This is a genomic window from Duganella sp. Dugasp78 (assembly GCF_059491455.1).
The window spans coordinates 1,181,134-1,195,684 of the sequence record NZ_CP168506.1 but is presented as its reverse complement, the minus strand read 5'-3'; the positions used below and the strand labels follow the sequence as shown (position 1 = coordinate 1,195,684).

Genomic DNA, 14,551 nt, shown 5'->3' with positions numbered 1-14,551 from the left:
GCGCCGGCGGATGAACGGCGCCGCTCAGGCCAGGGGGATATGGTGCGGCCGCACGGCGCCGTGCCAATCCTGATGTTCTTCCAGGATCACGGCCACCGCGTCCTGCACCGCCTCGGCCACGCTGTTGGCCCGGGGCGATTCGGACGTGAGGGTTTGCTCGACCTGCGCGATGACACGGGCGAGGTGCACCGCCAGCCGTTTGGAAGCCTGCTCCAGCCGGTACGCCTCCGATTGCGCCAGCGCCCCATGCAGGGCCGCGCCCAGGGCGGGGAAGAAGACCGTCACCATCGTCATCCATAAGCTGTGCCACAGCAGGTGCACGGCCGCGCCCGCTGCGGTCAGCGTGAACAAGGTGGTGCTGATCAGGTGCACGCGGTGTTGCAGCGCGTGCTGTTCGGCCTGGACGCGCAGATGATATTGGCACTGGCCGCGCAGCACGGAGATCGCCCACAGGCCATAGGCGCGCACTGCCGCCGGATCCGACCACAACGCCTGCTGCGCGGTGCGCGCCGGCTGCTCGAGCTGGGCGCACAGGGCGTCGATGTCGTTGGCCACGCGTAAGTCCTGGCCGGGGTTGAACACGCGCGCGTACCAGCTGTCCGAGGGATGGGCGCGGCCGAAGTCCACCAGCGGCGCCACCAGCGGCAGATACCAGCTCAGTTCCGCGTGGGTGCGCGCCACCAGCCACTGCCCCTGCCAATCCTGGTGATGGCCTTGCCAGTAGACCATGCCGACGCAGGCGATCACCAGCACTTCGCTCATGCCCCACCAGCCGGCGAAGGAGTGCAGGTTGTGGGTGTGCAGGTCCCAGCCCAGCGCAGCGGGCAGAGTGGCCAGCAAGGCCGCGACGGCGCTGAGCAGGTAGATCATCCAGTAGGCGCTGCGATAGCGGTCGCCGGCCTGGATCGCCCTGGCGTTGAAGCGGCGATGGCTGGGGGCGCAGGCGGCGCTCAGCCAGGCCAGGCAGGCCGGCGCCGGCGTCGACGGCCCGATGCTGCCTTGGGGGATGCCGCTGCCGGTCAGCAGCAGGCGCTTGATCAGCCCGTGCAGCGCCAGCGGCCTGGCGCGCCGCGCCGGCGCCGCCACTGGCTCATACAGCTGGCCGAACAAGGCTTGCGACACCACCCCCAGGCTGCGGTCGCCGTAGTCCAGCAGCCAGTCGCCGGGCTGGCCTTGCAGCCTGGTCACGCCATCGGCCAGCAGCACCGAGAACGCGGAGTCGAGCTGCAGCGCCAGCGCGCGCTGCCTCGGCAGCTGAGGCAGCTTGCAGGCAACGATGGCCTGGGGATGCGAGGCCAGGGTGTAGTCGCCGCTCACATAGGACGATCTGGCGGCCACCCCCGTATGCGGCGGACTGGATAGGTGTTCTTCACCGGAAAGCTGTGGCATATCAGTGGCGGTTGGTGATCACGAACATGGCAGGAGAGACCCCAGGCAAAATTCACCCCTTGTAAGTATGTCAGATAAATTGTTTTTTGGTAAATTAATTTTAAAAAATACAACAATTAAAGTTATTGCATGCTTGGCTGCATGCGCCCGGCGCGGGCGCGCCCGCGCCAGGCCAGCAGGTCGTCGACATAGGTGAACACCACCGGGATCACCAGCAGGCTGAGGAAGGTGGACGTGATCAGGCCGCCGATCACGGCGATCGTCATCGGGCCGCGGAAGCTGGCGTCGCCGCCGATGCCCAGCGCGGTCGGCAACATGCCGGCGCCCATCGCGATGGTGGTCATCACGATCGGCTGGGCGCGTTTGTGGCAGGCGTCCATCAGCGCCTCGATGCGACTCATGGCGTGTTCGCGCCGCGCCACCACCGCGTATTCCACCAGCAGGATCGAGTTCTTCACCGCCACGCCCATCAGCATCAGGAGGCCGATCAGCGACGGCATCGAGAACGCGCTGTGCGTCAGCAGCAGGGCGATGAAGGCGCCGCCGATGGCCAGCGGCAGCGCCGCCAGGATGGTGACCGGCTGCAGGAAGCTGCGGAACAGCAGTACCAGCACCACGTACACGCACAGCACCCCGGTCAGGATGGCCAGGCCGAAGCCGGTGAACAGATCCTGCATCGCCTCGGCGTCGCCCAGCTGGCCGCGCGTGACGCCCGGCGGCAGGTTCTTCACCGACGGCAGGGCGTTGACCTGGTCCGTCACGCGGCCCAGCGCCTGGCCGTTGAGCTCGACGTGCAGGATCACCCGGCGGCTGCGGTCCAGCCGGTCGATGCGCGCCGGGCCGCTGCCGACGCGCAGCGTGGCGACGTTGCCCAGCTCGACGTTGCCGTTCTTGCCCGGCACCTGCAGGCGCGCCAGCAGCGCCAGGTCCTGGCGGGCGCTGACCGGGAAGCGGGTGCGGATGGCGATCTGACGTTCCGGCAGGTTCAGCTTGGCCAGCGCCTGGTCGTAGTCGCCGGCGGTGGCGATGCGCATGGTCTCGCCGATGGCCGTCGTGGTCACGCCCAGGTCGGCCGCGCGGGCGACGTCCGGCGTGACGATCACCTCTGGCCGCACCAGGTTGATGCTGGAGGTGATGCCGCCCAGGCCGGGTATCGTGCGGATCTCGCGCTGCAGCTGCTGCGCCAGGTTCCCCAGCACCACCGCGTCGTCGCCATACAGCAGCAGGCTCATCTCCGAGCCGTTGCCGCCGCCGCCGACCTTGACGCGCGCGCCGGGCAGGCTGTCGAGGCGCTCGCGCAGCGCCGACTCGATCGCGGCCAGCTTGCGCCCGCGTGCCGCGCGCGGCGCCAGCACCAGGTTGAGCGTGGCATGCTGCGGCCCGCCGTCGCCGGCGGTGGTGAGCACCTCGCGCACATCCTGGTCGCGTTGTATCAGCAGGCGCGCGCGTTCGGCCAGCGCGCGCGTCTCGGCCAGCGTTGCGCCCGGCGCCAGTTCGAGCGTGACGCGGGTGCGGTCGCCGTCGGCCGCCGGGATGAAGTCGGTCTCGAGCAGCGGAATCAGCGCCAGCGACGCCAGGAAGAAGCCGCCCGCCAGCGCGCAGGTCAGCCGGCGGTGACGCAGGCACCAAGCCACCGTCGCCAGGTAGCGCGCCATCGTGCGGCCGGTCCGGGGCGACGGCTCGGAGTCCTTGAGCAGGTAGGCGGCCATCATCGGCGTAAGCAGCCGCGCCACCACCAGCGAGGCGAACACGGCGACCGACGCGGTCCAGCCGAACTGGCGGAAGAATTTACCGACGATGCCGCCCATGAAGGCGGTCGGCAGGAACACCGCCACCAGGGTCAGCGTGGTGGCCACCACCGCCAGGCCGATTTCGTTGGCCGCCTCCAGCGCCGCCTGGAACGGCGTCTTGCCCATGCGCAAATGGCGCACGATGTTCTCGATCTCGACGATCGCATCGTCGACCAGGATGCCGATCACCAGGGCCAGCGACAGCAGGGTCACGCCGTTCAGGGTAAAGCCCAGCAGGTACATCGCCAGGAAGGTCGGGATGATCGACAGCGGCAGCGCCGCGGCCGATATCAGGGTGGCGCGCCAGTCGCGCAGGAACACCCAGACCACCAGCACGGCCAGCAGCGCGCCCTCGTACAGCAGGCTCATCGAGCTTTGGTAGTTTTGCTGGACCGCGTCGACCTCGTTGTAGACCTCGCGGATCGTCAGGCCGGCGTCCTTTTGCTCCAGTGCGCGCACGGCTTGCCGCACCGCCGCCGCCACCTCGACCTCGCCGGCGCCCTTGCTGCGGGTGATCTCGAAGCCGACCAGCGGCTTGCCGTCCAACAGGGCGATCGATTCGCGCTCGGCGATGGTGTCGCTGACCCGCGCCAGCTGGTCGAGGCGCACGGCGCGCCCGCCCGGCAGGCTGAGTTCCAGCGCGGCGATGTCGGCCACCGTTGCCGCCGTGCCGACGATGCGCACCGACTGCTGCGCGCCGCTGACGTCGGTGCGTCCGCCGGCCGCCTCGCGTTGTACCCGTTGCAGCTGGCGCGAGACGTCGGCCGCCGACACGTTGAGCGCCGCCAGCCGCGACGGGTCCAGCTCGACCAGCACTTCGCGCGCGACGCCACCCAGGCGCACGACCTTGCCGACACCCTTGACCGAGGACAGCGCCTTCGACACCGTGTTGTCGACGTACCAGGACAGCGCCGCCTCGTCGAGCCGCGTGGAGCGCAGCGCGTAGCTCAGGATCGCGTTGCCGGAGGTGGACTGCCTGGTGAACGTCGGGTCGCGCAGCTCCGCCGGCAGGTCGCTGCGGACCCGGCTCAAGGCGTCGCGCGCCTCGGCTAGGGCCTCGTTCAAATCCTTCTCGAGGCGGAACTCCACGGTGACGTTGACGTAGCCGTCGCTGACCGTGGAGTAGATGTGGCGCACGTCCTGGATGTTGGCGATGGCGCCTTCGACCTTGCGCGCCACCTCGGTCTCGAGTTGCGACGGCGAGGCGCCGGGCAGGCTCAGGGCGATCGTCACGAACGGGAATTCGATGTCGGGCGAGTCCTGCACCACCAGCTTGTGAAAGCTAAACAGGCCGGCGATCGTCAGCAGGATGAACAGCATGATGGCCGGCAGCGGGTTCTTGATCGAAAGCGTGGAAAAATTCATGGAGCGGTCCTGTCAGGTCCTGTTAGTTGGAGGCCAGCTTGGCGGCGGCGGGAACGACGCGCACGGTGTCGCCGTCGCCGAGGAAGTCGGCGCCCGCTTCGACCAGCGTGGCGCCGGCGCGCAGGCCGTCGACCAGCTCGACGCGGTTGCCGACGCGGCGGCCCAGCGTCACGCGCGTCTGCGTCACCTTGCCGGCCTCGCCGATCTGGTAGACGTAGCTGTAGCCGTCGCGCACCACCACCGCGCTTTGCGGCAGCGTCAGCGCGGGCGAGCGCCCCAGCTCGAACTCGCCGGTGGCGAACATGCCGGCCTGTGCCTCGCCGCCGGCCGGCAGATCGACATACACCATGGCGTTGCGTGTGGCGGCATCGACGGTGGGCGCCTTGACGCGCACCTTGCCGTCCAGCGCCGCGCCGCCGGCCAGCCGCAGGCGCACCAGCTGGCCCGGTGCGATGCGCCGCAGCTCGGCGGAATTGACCTCGGCGCGCCATTCGAGGCGGTTGTCGCGGATCAGCCGGAACATCTCCTGGCCTTGGCCCATGACGGCGCCGGCCGTCGCGCTGCGCGCCGAGATGACGCCGTCGTCGGCCGCCACTACGCGCGTGTGGCGCAACCGGATCTGCTCCTGGCGTACGCGCGCCTGCGCCGACTGCACGCGCGCGGCGGTGCTGCGTTCGGCGGTGAGGTATTGCGCCATCTGCTGGGCGCTCAGCGCGCCGCTGCTGGCCAGGCTGCGGGCCCGCTCGGCGTTGCCGCCGGCCTCGGCCTGCGCGGCGCTGGCTTCCTCCAGCGCGGCTTCTTGCTGGGCGAGGTCGGCGCGCACGCTGTCGTCGGCGAATTGCGCCAGCACCTGGCCGCGCCGGACTTTGTCGCCGACGTTGACCAGCACGTGCTCAAGCCGCAGGCCGCCGACCTCGGCGCCGACAATGGCTTCCTGCCAGGCCTGGACGCTGCCGTTGGCCGACAGCGCCAGCGGCCAGGAGGCCTGCTCCGGCGTCACCGCCGTCACCGTCAGCGTGGGTTTGACCGCGGGTTTGACCGCTGCTGATGCGGCGGCGGACTTCTTGCCGTCGGCGCTGGCGGCGTGCAGCAGGCCGGCGCCGGCCAGCGCGACCGCCGCCACCGCGACGGCGGCTGCTGCGTGTTTGCGGGTCAGTCTTGGATGGGTCTTGTTCATGGCGATGGTCCGGTTCAGGATGTTGCGGAAGTGGGGACGGCGGCGTTACAGCCCCCCCCGAGGGCTTTGTAGAGGGCGATCCAGGCGGCCAGGCGCTCGCGCTGCAGCGCGATCAGGGTCTGGCGCGCGGCCAGTGCGCTGCGGCGCGCGTCCTCCAGTTCGAACAGGTTGCCGCTGCCGGCGCGATACTTGTCGTCGCTCACACGCAGGTAGCGCTCGTAGTCGCGCGCGGCGGCGCCGGCGTCGGCCTCGCGGCGGGCGGCGGCATCGAGCCGCACCAGCGCCTCCTCGATCTCGCGCACGGCGGCGCGCACCTTCTGGCGGTACAGCGCCTCGAGCTCGTCGAAGCGGGCCTGCGCCTGCGCGGCGTCGGCGCGGCGCCGGCCGGCGTCGAACAGCGGCAGGCTTAGTGACGGCCCGAACGACCAGCCGATGGCCGTGCCGTCCACGCCCCGCAGCGCGGTCGCGCCGATGCTGCCGGCGAGCGTGAGGCGCGGATAGCGGTTGGCCTCGGCCACGTTGATGTCGGCGCCGGCGGCGGCCAGTTCGCGTTCGGCCGCGGCGATGTCGGGGCGCTGGGCCAGCGCCTGCGCCGGCACCTGGGCGACGGTGAAACCACGCGGCACCGGCATGGCGGGCGCGTTGCCAGCGCCGGCGCCGAAGCGCAGCCGCAGCGCGGCCTCGTCGATGCCGGTCAGCGCGACCAGCGCCTTGATGTTGATGTCGCATTCGGCGCGCTGCGCGACCAGGCGCTGACGCGCATCCGCGCTGGAGGCGTCGATCAGCATGCCGTCGGCGGGCGCGCCCAGGCCGGCCTGGATCTTGCGCGCCGTGAGCCGCGCCGTTTGTTCGCGCGAGGCGGCGTCCTGCGCCAGCACCAGCGCGGTCGCTTCGCAGGCGCGCTGGCTGACCACGGCGCCGGCCACCTCGGCCGCCAGCGACACTTGGCCGGCGTGCCAGTCGGCGACGCGGGCCGCCAGCCGGGCCTGGGCGGCGCCCGCGCTGTTGCGGTGCGCGCCGAACAGGTCGATCTCCCAGCTGGCGTCGAGGTTGGCGTTGCTGGTGGTGCCGAGCACCTGGAGCGTTGGCGACAGATTGGTTTTGGCGCGCTGGCCGGCGGCGTCCAGGGTGAGCGAGGGCAGGGCGGCGGCGCGGGTGGACGTCAGCAGCGCACGCGCCTGCGCGATGCGTGCCAGCGCCTGGTCGAGGCCTGGATTGTGGCGTTGCGCCGCCGCGACCAGTTCGGCCGGCAGCGGATCGTCGAAGCGCGACCACCAATCGGCGGCGTCGCCGGCCTGCGCCGGCGGCAACGGCGCGTTGAAGCGCACCGGCGTTGCCGGCACTGGCGCCTGGTAGAGCGGGCCCACGCTGCAGCCGGCAAGGCACAACAGGGGAATGACTGCGCGCAGTCGCATCGTTTCGACCTTTCGAAGAATGAAGTGCTGGCATTCTATGAAAGGCCACCTTTGGCTTAGCTTAAGGTTACGGCCGCTATAATCGACGCATGCATATCCTCATCATTGAAGACGACCTCGATCTGGGCTTCGCGCTGCAGCAGGCGCTCAAGTCCGAAGGCATCAGCAGCGAATGGCTGCGCCGGATGGCAGACGCGCCGCAAGCGGCGGCCGACCTGGCCTACGACTGTGCGCTGCTCGACATCACGCTGCCGGACGGCAGCGGCCTCGATTTGCTGACGCGCTGGCGCCAGGCCGGCGTGACGCTGCCGATCATCATGATCACGGCCCGCGCGGCGCTCGACGACCGGCTGGCGGGGCTCGATGGCGGCGCCGACGACTTCATCATCAAACCCTTCGCGACGGCCGAGCTGCTGTCGCGCCTGCGCGCGGTGCTGCGCCGCTACGCGCAGCAGGCCAGCCAGGTGTGGACCTTCGGCGCGCTGCGCATCGAGCCGCGCAGCTACAAGGCCTGGCTGGACGGCGCCGCGCTGGAGCTGTCGCCGCGCGAATACCATCTGATGCTGGAGCTGGCGCGCGAGCCCGGCGTGGTGGTGCCCAAGGGGACGCTGGCGCAGCGCCTCGAACCGCTGGGCGACGCGGTCGATTTCGGCGCGATCGAAGTCCACGTCTCCAACTTGCGGCGCAAGATCGGGGCCGAGCGTATCCGCACCGTGCGCGGCATCGGCTATATGTTGGTCGCGTGAGGACGCGCCTGCGCCACCTGGCGCGCCCGACGCTGATGCGGCGCATCACGCTGGCGCTGGTGATCGCCTTAGGCCTGGTCTGGGCCGTGCTGCTGGCCTACGTGTATCTCAACGTCACCAGCCGCGACGCGGTCGACGACTTCCAGCGCGGCCGCGGCAACACGCTGCGCAATGTGCTGGCGCGGATCGACGATGAGGAGCGGGCCCGCAGCGTGGTCCAGGCCTATTCCGACGTCCTCAATGAAAGCTATAAGGTCCGGCACCTCCCCAGCATTGCGATGGTGCAGCTGGAAGACCGCCACGGCCGGCGGCTGTATCTGTCGCCGGAGGCCGGCGGCACCGTGCTGCGCGGCGAGACGGAGCGACTGATCGACCTGCAGATCCAGGGCGAGCAGGTGCACGTGTATCGGGGCGACACGCCGCGCTGGACCGTGTTGATCGGTTCGAGCCGCTTCGTGGACAGCTCGATGCTGTCTACCCTGAGCCATGACATGGCCATTTATGTGCTGATCGCGTTTCCGTTAGTGCTGCTGCCGATCTGGTTTGCTGTCAGCCGCGGCCTGCGTCCGCTGCGCAAGCTGTCGGACACGATTGCCGCGCGCGGCCCGGACGACCTGGCGCCGCTCAATGTCGACACGCGCTATGCCGAGCTGACCCCGGTCACGGCCGCGATCGACCGCTTGCTCGAGCAGTTGCGCATCAAGCTGCAGCGCGAAGGCGCCTTTGTGCAGGACGCGGCGCACGAGCTGCGCACGCCGATGGCCGTCATCGCGGCCCAGGCGCATGTGCTGCTCAAGGCGGAAGGCCAGGAGCAGCGGCACGCGGCCGGGGAGCGGCTCGAGCATGCCATCGCGCGCGCCTCGCACCTGGTGCAGCAGTTGCTCGACCTGGCCCATATCGACAGCGCGGCCGACGCCAGCAAAGTGGTCGACCTGGCGCAGCTGCTGCGCCAGGAGCTGGCCATCGCGGTGCCGCAGGCGATGGCACGCAACATCGACTTATCGCTGGAGGCCCCCGACGCGCTGACGCAGCGCCTCGATGTGCATGCTTTCCAGTCCATCACCCAAAACCTGATCGGCAATGCGCTGCGCTATGTGCATGAGGGCGGGCAGGTGGTGGTCGAGCTGCGCGCGCAGGCCGGCGCGCTGCTGTTGTCGGTGACCGACAATGGCCCCGGCATCGCCGAAGCCGACCGCTCACTGGTGTTCGAGCGGTTTTACCGCATCGCCGGCACCGACAGCGCCGGCACCGGCCTGGGACTGGCGATCGTCACGCAGGCGGTGGCGCGGCTGCACGGCACCGTCAGTCTGGAAGCTGGCCACGATGGGCGCGGCTGCCGCTTCCTGGTCGAGCTGCCATACTCGCAAGAACGTGGGTAAGACCAGGGCGTTCAGTTGACAAAGACAGTGTCGTCCTTGGCCTGTGGTGGAATTTTGATCGCGATGGCTTTGACCGGTCCACTGCTGACTATCGTCCCGGCATGCGGCGTGCCCTTGGGGATGACGATCAAGGTGCCAGGCTTGAACTCCCTGCGCTCGCCACCGAGCCACATGGCGCCGCTGCCTTCGATGATGTACTGGATCTCGTCCGTCTTCGCATGGACGTGCTTCGCGACATTCCCCGATTGAATGCCGACCGTGGCGCCGTCCGTCGCAACCAGCATCCTGGCGTTCAGCTCCGGGTTCGCGGTGGCAGGGAGGGTTGCGTGCGTGATCGCTGCAAGGTCGATCATCGCCGGCGCCAGCGATGGCGCTTCGGCATGGGCACTGGAAATGGCATGTTGCGCGAACGGCGACAGCGCAAGCCCTGCCACGAACGCGGTGCCGACGGCAAGAATGAAAACAGTGGTGTTGCGGCGCATGGTGACTTCCTTTTTAGTAGCACTTCCTGGCTGCGAGGGTGATCGCATCCTGTCCTGGATCGTACCCCGGATCGACCTTTAGCATCTCAACTTTCGCCCGGACAGCTCCGGCCGCTCAACGTCCTGACCGCGCGGCGCGCGATGAGATGCCAATGGCGTGCAATGCGACGCGCGGGCCGGACGTGACCGCTATATTTCCTGTTCAATCATTGGAAAGGAAAGAGCGATGACTATCGAGATTCCCGAGCGGATCCGGCATGCGCGCGCCCTGCATTCGAAATGGATGCTGGCAGGCGTGGCGGCGCTCATCGCGCTGTGCGCGGCGGTGGCCTGGCTGGCCTATCCACGCACCTATCTGGTCATGGGCGTGCAGCGCAGCAGCGTTGACGCCGACGGCAAGCCGCGTGCCGGCACCGTCTTTGAAAAGCTCAAGCTCAGCCTGGCCGAGAACGACATCAGCCTGCGATTCCGCGTCCAGCAGGACGACGTGAGCGAAAAGCCGATGATGGAATGGATGGCGGGGGAACCGGGGCTGGATTTCGTCATTGCTTCCAACACCGGCGCCAAACTGCCCGAGAAGGTTTTGGACGAGCACGTCTCGCTTGGTGTCGTCACCAGCGTCCCGATCGTCTTTTTCGTCCATGCCGGCGACGACCGGATCAAGCGCATGCATGACCTGCAGGGCAAGCGCCTGGTGTTCTGGTCCTCGCCCGAAGGCGCGGCGCCAGGCGCCGGGAAGGAAGGGCCGTCGATCTATTCGACCGACTACGTGCTCCATCGACTTTTGAAACAGGCCGGCGTCGACGCCAGCAATACCGAACTGGTCAATGTATGGAGCAAGCCGGTGTCGCTGGCGCAGCAATGGGATGTCTGGGTCTCGGTTGGCCTGCCTGCCAAGGGGGCGCTCAGTCACGATATGTGGCAGGAAATCGGCAACGCCCAGGTGGAAATGATCCGATTCGCAGATCTGGAAGGCATCGGTCGCGGCCTACCCGAGATGAGGCTGGGCGTGCTGCCCGCGTCGGCCTTCATGCCCCAGAAAGGCATTCCGGCCGCCAACATCAGCTACCTGGCCTTTACCCGCAGCGCGGTGGCCAAGAAAAACCTGGACCCCAGCCTGGCGCTGGCCTTGTCGGACGCCTTGAAGAAGGCCTATTCGCCGCAATCGCTGGTCAGCAACAAGGACAGCTATCCGACCTTCAGCCAGTCGGAAGCGTTCAAGCCCGAACCGGTGGCCGAAGACTACTACCGCAACGGCCAGCCCTTCCTGAGCAAATACCTGTCGCCGACGCTGGCCTCCTTCGTCTTCAAACTGCTGCTGGTCCTGGTGCCGGTGATCGCCATCGTCCTGCCCGCCTTCGGCTACCTGTCGCGGCTATACCAGTTCTACGTGGTTAATAAGGTGACGAAATGGACCAACGAACTCGAACGCATCGAGTCCAGCTATGCGCTGGCTGATGGGCCGGCCAAGGCGGCGATGCGCGACAAGATGGAGGAGATCCATGCCGACCTGCAGCACCTGCACTTTCCCATCCTGCACCGCTATTTTGCCTCGCAAGCGCATTCGGCGCGCGGCTACGCGGAGAAGGTCAAGGACAAGCTGGCCCAGCTTTGAGGGCCGGGCGCTGGCCGCTGAACAGCTCGGGCCAAAACAAGCGACTTGGCGTGCCTATTCGCGCACGCCGTCAAGCGCTGATAGACTGCCGCCGTAACATCATCGATATTTTAACGGAGAGACAGATGCAATTCTTATCGAAACCGGTGCTCACGTCTTTGTTCGTGCTGGCCGCCATGGCGACACTGGCCAGCGCGAAGGCCGCCCAATTCAATGTGCTCGTGTTCAGCAAGACGGCGGGTTGGCACCACGACTCGATCCCGGCCGGCGTGGCCGCCATCGAGCAGCTCGGCAAGCTGCACGACTTCAATGTCATGTGGACCGAGGATCCCAATCGCGTCATCAACGACAAGGAGCTGGCGAAATACCAGGCAGTGGTATTCCTGCTGACCACCGGTGATGTGCTCAACGGCGAACAGCGTGGAGCCTTCGAGCGCTACATCAAGGCGGGGGGCGGTTATGTGGGCGTGCACAGCGCATCCGACACCGAATACGGCTGGCCATGGTACCGCAAGATGGTGGGACACATGTTCCGTGCCCATCCCCCCATCCAGACCGCTGTGCTGAAGGTGGAGGACCGCAACTTCCCCGGCATGGACCGCTTCGCCCAGCGGGCGCTGGTCACCGAGGAATGGTACGAATTCACCGCCGCCGAATCGGACAAGTTGCATTATTTGCTCACGGTGGATGAATCGACCTACAAACCGAAGGACAAGGCGGTGCCCGGGGATGGCAAGGGCACGGAAGGCTTTCATCCGGTGAGCTGGTATCAGTCCTACGATGGCGGCCGCGCGTTCTACACCGCGCTTGGCCACCTTCCGGCCAGCTACAGTGATCAGACCTTCCTGCATCATCTGTATGGCGGCATCTACTGGGCCGCCACCGGCAAAGGTTTCAAGGCCGAGTAGCGGAGTACCTTAAACCGCACATTAAGTTGCCCAACAGGGCAGGCAGCTTGCTACGCTACAGCTCAGAAGAACGTCCTGTTCCTGAAACAAGAACGCCACCCGAAGGTGGCGTTTCCGCTATTCTTGGTGGCCCGGGGCGGAATCGAACCACCGACACAAGGATTTTCAATCCTCTGCTCTACCAACTGAGCTACCAGGCCAAGGAGCAGAATTATAGCAGGCTTAAGAGAAAATGCAAGGAGGAATTTCTCAGCCGCACAAACGCTATAATGTCCGGATGACTAATCCATCCTCCCCCGCTGCGCTGCGCGTTATCGAGAGTGATATTTGCATTGTTGGCAATGGCGCTATTGCCAAGACCGCCGCGCTGGGCTTGGCCCAGGCCGGCTTTAGTGTCACCCTGCTGGGTCCGCCGTCGCATCCGGCCGTGCCGGCCGCCGATGCCGGCTGGGATGCGCGGGTCTATGCGCTGAACCACACCGCCCATCATCTGCTGTCGTCGCTCAAGGTCTGGCAGGCGCTGGACCACGCCCGCGTGGCGCCGGTCGACGCGATGATCGTCCACGGCGACGGCGCCAACGCCGGCGGCCTGGCCTTCGACGCCTACGGCGCCCACACCGGCACGCTGGCCTGGATCATGGAGGACCGCAACCTGGGGCAGGCGCTGGACGCCGCCCTGAAGTTCGCGCAGAACGTGCGCTTCGTCGAAGGCCGCGCCACCGGCCTGCTGCGCGCCGACGACAGCGCCACCGTGCACCTGGACGACGGCAGCTGCATCAAGGCCGAACTGGTGGTCGGCGCCGACGGCGCCCAGTCCTGGGTGCGCGGCCAGTGCGACATCGGCCTCGATTACCGCAGCTATAACCAGCGCGCGGTGGTCTCCAACTTCGCCTGCGAGAAGCCGCACCACGGCGCCGCCTATCAATGGTTCACCGGTGCCGAAGGCATCGTCGCGCTGCTGCCGCTGCCGGGCAATCAGGTGTCGCTGGTGTGGTCGGCGCCGGAAGCGCTGGCCGATACGCTGCGCGCCGAATCGGCCCAGCAGATCGCCGACCGCCTGGCCGTCTACGCCGCTGAAAAACTGGGCGCGCTGACGCCTTTGCAGCCGGAGCTGGTGCGCGACTTCCCATTGCGCCTGCTGCGTCCGCACGCCATGAGCGCGCCGCGCGTGGCGCTGGTGGGCGACGCCGCCCACGTGGTGCACCCGCTGGCCGGCCATGGCATGAACCTCGGCTTCGCCGACGTCGCGCAACTGATCAAGACCCTGAGCGAACGCGAAGCGCAGCGCGGCATCGGCGATACCCGCGTGCTGGCCCGCTACGAGCGCGCCCGCAAGGAAGACGTTCTGCTGATGCAGCTCACCACCGACGGCCTGGCGCGCTTGTTCGGGGCGGATATGGAGCCACTGCGCGTGGTTCGCAATTTGGGATTAAACTTGCTGGATAAATTACCGGTGCTGAAGCGCCGCCTGATCTCCCACGCGATGGGTAAGTAGGCCGGCGCCAGTCGGTTCGTCTGTAGTCACTGGAGATGTTATGAGAATGAGTAAGACCGTTTTGCTGTTGTTGTCGGCGCTGATGGCGTCCTGCGTGGGCGCGGAAACCCCGTCCACGGATGCGATCAAGAAGCTGGTCGAGCCGCGCCTGGGATCGAACGTCAAGGTCGATTCGATCAAGGAAACGCCGTACGCCGGCCTGTATGAAATCCGCATCGGCAACGAGATCCTGTACACCGACAAGACCGGCACCTATCTGTTCTCCGGCCACGTCTTCAACCTGACCACCAGCACCGACCTGACCAAGGAACGCCTGGAAGAGATCAACAAGATCAAGTTCTCCGACCTGCCGCTGGATCAAGCCATCAAGACCGTCAAGGGCGACGGCAAGCGCGTGATCGCGGTGTTCGAGGATCCGAACTGCGGCTACTGCAAACGCTTCCGCCAGACCACGCTCAAGGAAACCGACAACATCACGGTCTACACCTTCATGTACAACATCCTGGCCGATGATTCGTTCACCAAGTCGAAGAACATCTGGTGCTCGCCGGACCGCAGCAAGGCCTGGGAGGACTGGATGGTCAACAACAAGGCGGCCCCTGTCGCGGCGGAGAAGTGCGAATCGCCGAACGAGCAGGTGCTGGAGCTGGGCCATAAGCTGGGCATCTCCGGCACCCCGGCCATCTTCTTCGCCGATGGCACCCGCGTGCCGGGTGCGATCGACAGCAAGGCACTCGAAGAGAAGTTCGCCAAGATCAAGCAGTAAGCCTTACCAAACCAGCGCATCGTC

General features: G+C 67.2%; 11 protein-coding genes and 1 tRNA gene. 6 read left to right on the top strand and 6 right to left on the bottom strand.

Annotation, left to right across the window (positions count from 1 at the left end):
- Positions 1–24: 24 nt before the first annotated feature.
- The 4 genes from ACEN9O_RS05370 to ACEN9O_RS05355 all read right to left on the bottom strand — a co-directional run bounded on the left by ACEN9O_RS05370 (position 25) and on the right by ACEN9O_RS05355 (position 7,136).
- Positions 25–1,338 (bottom strand): hypothetical protein, encoded by a 1,314-nt coding sequence (locus tag ACEN9O_RS05370; RefSeq protein ID WP_495616594.1) that lies wholly within the window; start codon positions 1,336–1,338, stop codon positions 25–27.
- 173 nt (positions 1,339–1,511) lie between these two features.
- Positions 1,512–4,544, bottom strand: a complete 3,033-nt coding sequence (locus ACEN9O_RS05365; RefSeq protein ID WP_495616593.1) for an efflux RND transporter permease subunit — start codon at positions 4,542–4,544, stop codon at positions 1,512–1,514.
- A 22-nt stretch (positions 4,545–4,566) separates the two neighbouring features.
- On the bottom strand, positions 4,567–5,721 hold the full coding sequence (locus tag ACEN9O_RS05360) for an efflux RND transporter periplasmic adaptor subunit (protein WP_495616592.1): 1,155 nt from the start codon (positions 5,719–5,721) through the stop codon (positions 4,567–4,569).
- Positions 5,722–5,735: 14 nt separating this feature from the next.
- The gene (locus ACEN9O_RS05355) at positions 5,736–7,136 is read right to left on the bottom strand and encodes an efflux transporter outer membrane subunit (protein WP_495616591.1); all 1,401 of its coding nucleotides are present in this window, start codon (positions 7,134–7,136) and stop codon (positions 5,736–5,738) included.
- An 89-nt stretch (positions 7,137–7,225) separates the two neighbouring features.
- Here ACEN9O_RS05355 and ACEN9O_RS05350 point away from each other — a divergent pair, with 89 nt between their 5' ends.
- The gene (locus ACEN9O_RS05350) at positions 7,226–7,882 is read left to right on the top strand and encodes a response regulator (protein ID WP_495616590.1); all 657 of its coding nucleotides are present in this window, start codon (positions 7,226–7,228) and stop codon (positions 7,880–7,882) included.
- Positions 7,879–9,261 carry a sensor histidine kinase gene (locus ACEN9O_RS05345; RefSeq protein ID WP_495616589.1) on the top strand — a complete coding sequence of 461 codons (1,383 nt, stop codon included), beginning with the start codon at positions 7,879–7,881 and terminating at the stop codon, positions 9,259–9,261. Before ACEN9O_RS05350 ends, ACEN9O_RS05345 begins: the two co-directional genes overlap by 4 nt.
- 11 nt (positions 9,262–9,272) lie before the next feature.
- Here the strand turns inward: ACEN9O_RS05345 and ACEN9O_RS05340 are convergent, their stop codons facing one another.
- Positions 9,273–9,743 carry a cupin domain-containing protein gene (locus ACEN9O_RS05340; RefSeq protein WP_495616588.1) on the bottom strand — a complete coding sequence of 157 codons (471 nt, stop codon included), beginning with the start codon at positions 9,741–9,743 and terminating at the stop codon, positions 9,273–9,275.
- Positions 9,744–9,969: 226 nt separating this feature from the next.
- Here ACEN9O_RS05340 and ACEN9O_RS05335 point away from each other — a divergent pair, with 226 nt between their 5' ends.
- Together ACEN9O_RS05335 and ACEN9O_RS05330 are read left to right on the top strand one after the other, a co-directional pair.
- Positions 9,970–11,358, top strand: a complete 1,389-nt coding sequence (locus ACEN9O_RS05335; RefSeq protein WP_495616587.1) for a periplasmic binding family protein — start codon at positions 9,970–9,972, stop codon at positions 11,356–11,358.
- A gap of 125 nt (positions 11,359–11,483) precedes the next feature.
- Positions 11,484–12,266, top strand: a complete 783-nt coding sequence (locus ACEN9O_RS05330; protein WP_495616586.1) for a ThuA domain-containing protein — start codon at positions 11,484–11,486, stop codon at positions 12,264–12,266.
- Positions 12,267–12,390: 124 nt separating this feature from the next.
- Here ACEN9O_RS05330 and ACEN9O_RS05325 read toward each other — a convergent pair.
- Positions 12,391–12,466 (bottom strand) — tRNA-Phe (locus tag ACEN9O_RS05325).
- 77 nt (positions 12,467–12,543) lie between these two features.
- Between ACEN9O_RS05325 and ACEN9O_RS05320 the strand changes: the two genes are divergently transcribed.
- A complete protein-coding gene (locus ACEN9O_RS05320) occupies positions 12,544–13,761 on the top strand; it encodes a UbiH/UbiF family hydroxylase (protein WP_495616585.1) in 1,218 nt (405 codons plus the stop codon).
- Between the two features lie 40 nt (positions 13,762–13,801).
- Positions 13,802–14,527: a DsbC family protein gene (locus tag ACEN9O_RS05315; RefSeq protein WP_495616584.1), complete on the top strand. Its 726-nt coding sequence runs from the start codon at positions 13,802–13,804 to the stop codon at positions 14,525–14,527.
- Positions 14,528–14,551 lie beyond the last annotated feature (24 nt).

Excerpts from the sequence above, each read along its gene's own strand:
- ACEN9O_RS05365 (WP_495616593.1), bottom strand. The coding sequence starts at position 4,544 with ATGAATTTTTCCACGCTTTCGATCAAGAACCCGCTGCCGGCCATCATG.
- ACEN9O_RS05360 (WP_495616592.1), bottom strand. The coding sequence starts at position 5,721 with ATGAACAAGACCCATCCAAGACTGACCCGCAAACACGCAGCAGCCGCC.
- ACEN9O_RS05355 (WP_495616591.1), bottom strand. The coding sequence starts at position 7,136 with ATGCGACTGCGCGCAGTCATTCCCCTGTTGTGCCTTGCCGGCTGCAGC.
- ACEN9O_RS05350 (WP_495616590.1), top strand. The coding sequence starts at position 7,226 with ATGCATATCCTCATCATTGAAGACGACCTCGATCTGGGCTTCGCGCTG.
- ACEN9O_RS05340 (WP_495616588.1), bottom strand. The coding sequence starts at position 9,743 with ATGCGCCGCAACACCACTGTTTTCATTCTTGCCGTCGGCACCGCGTTC.
- ACEN9O_RS05335 (WP_495616587.1), top strand. The coding sequence starts at position 9,970 with ATGACTATCGAGATTCCCGAGCGGATCCGGCATGCGCGCGCCCTGCAT.
- ACEN9O_RS05330 (WP_495616586.1), top strand. The coding sequence starts at position 11,484 with ATGCAATTCTTATCGAAACCGGTGCTCACGTCTTTGTTCGTGCTGGCC.
- ACEN9O_RS05320 (WP_495616585.1), top strand. The coding sequence starts at position 12,544 with ATGACTAATCCATCCTCCCCCGCTGCGCTGCGCGTTATCGAGAGTGAT.
- ACEN9O_RS05315 (WP_495616584.1), top strand. The coding sequence starts at position 13,802 with ATGAGAATGAGTAAGACCGTTTTGCTGTTGTTGTCGGCGCTGATGGCG.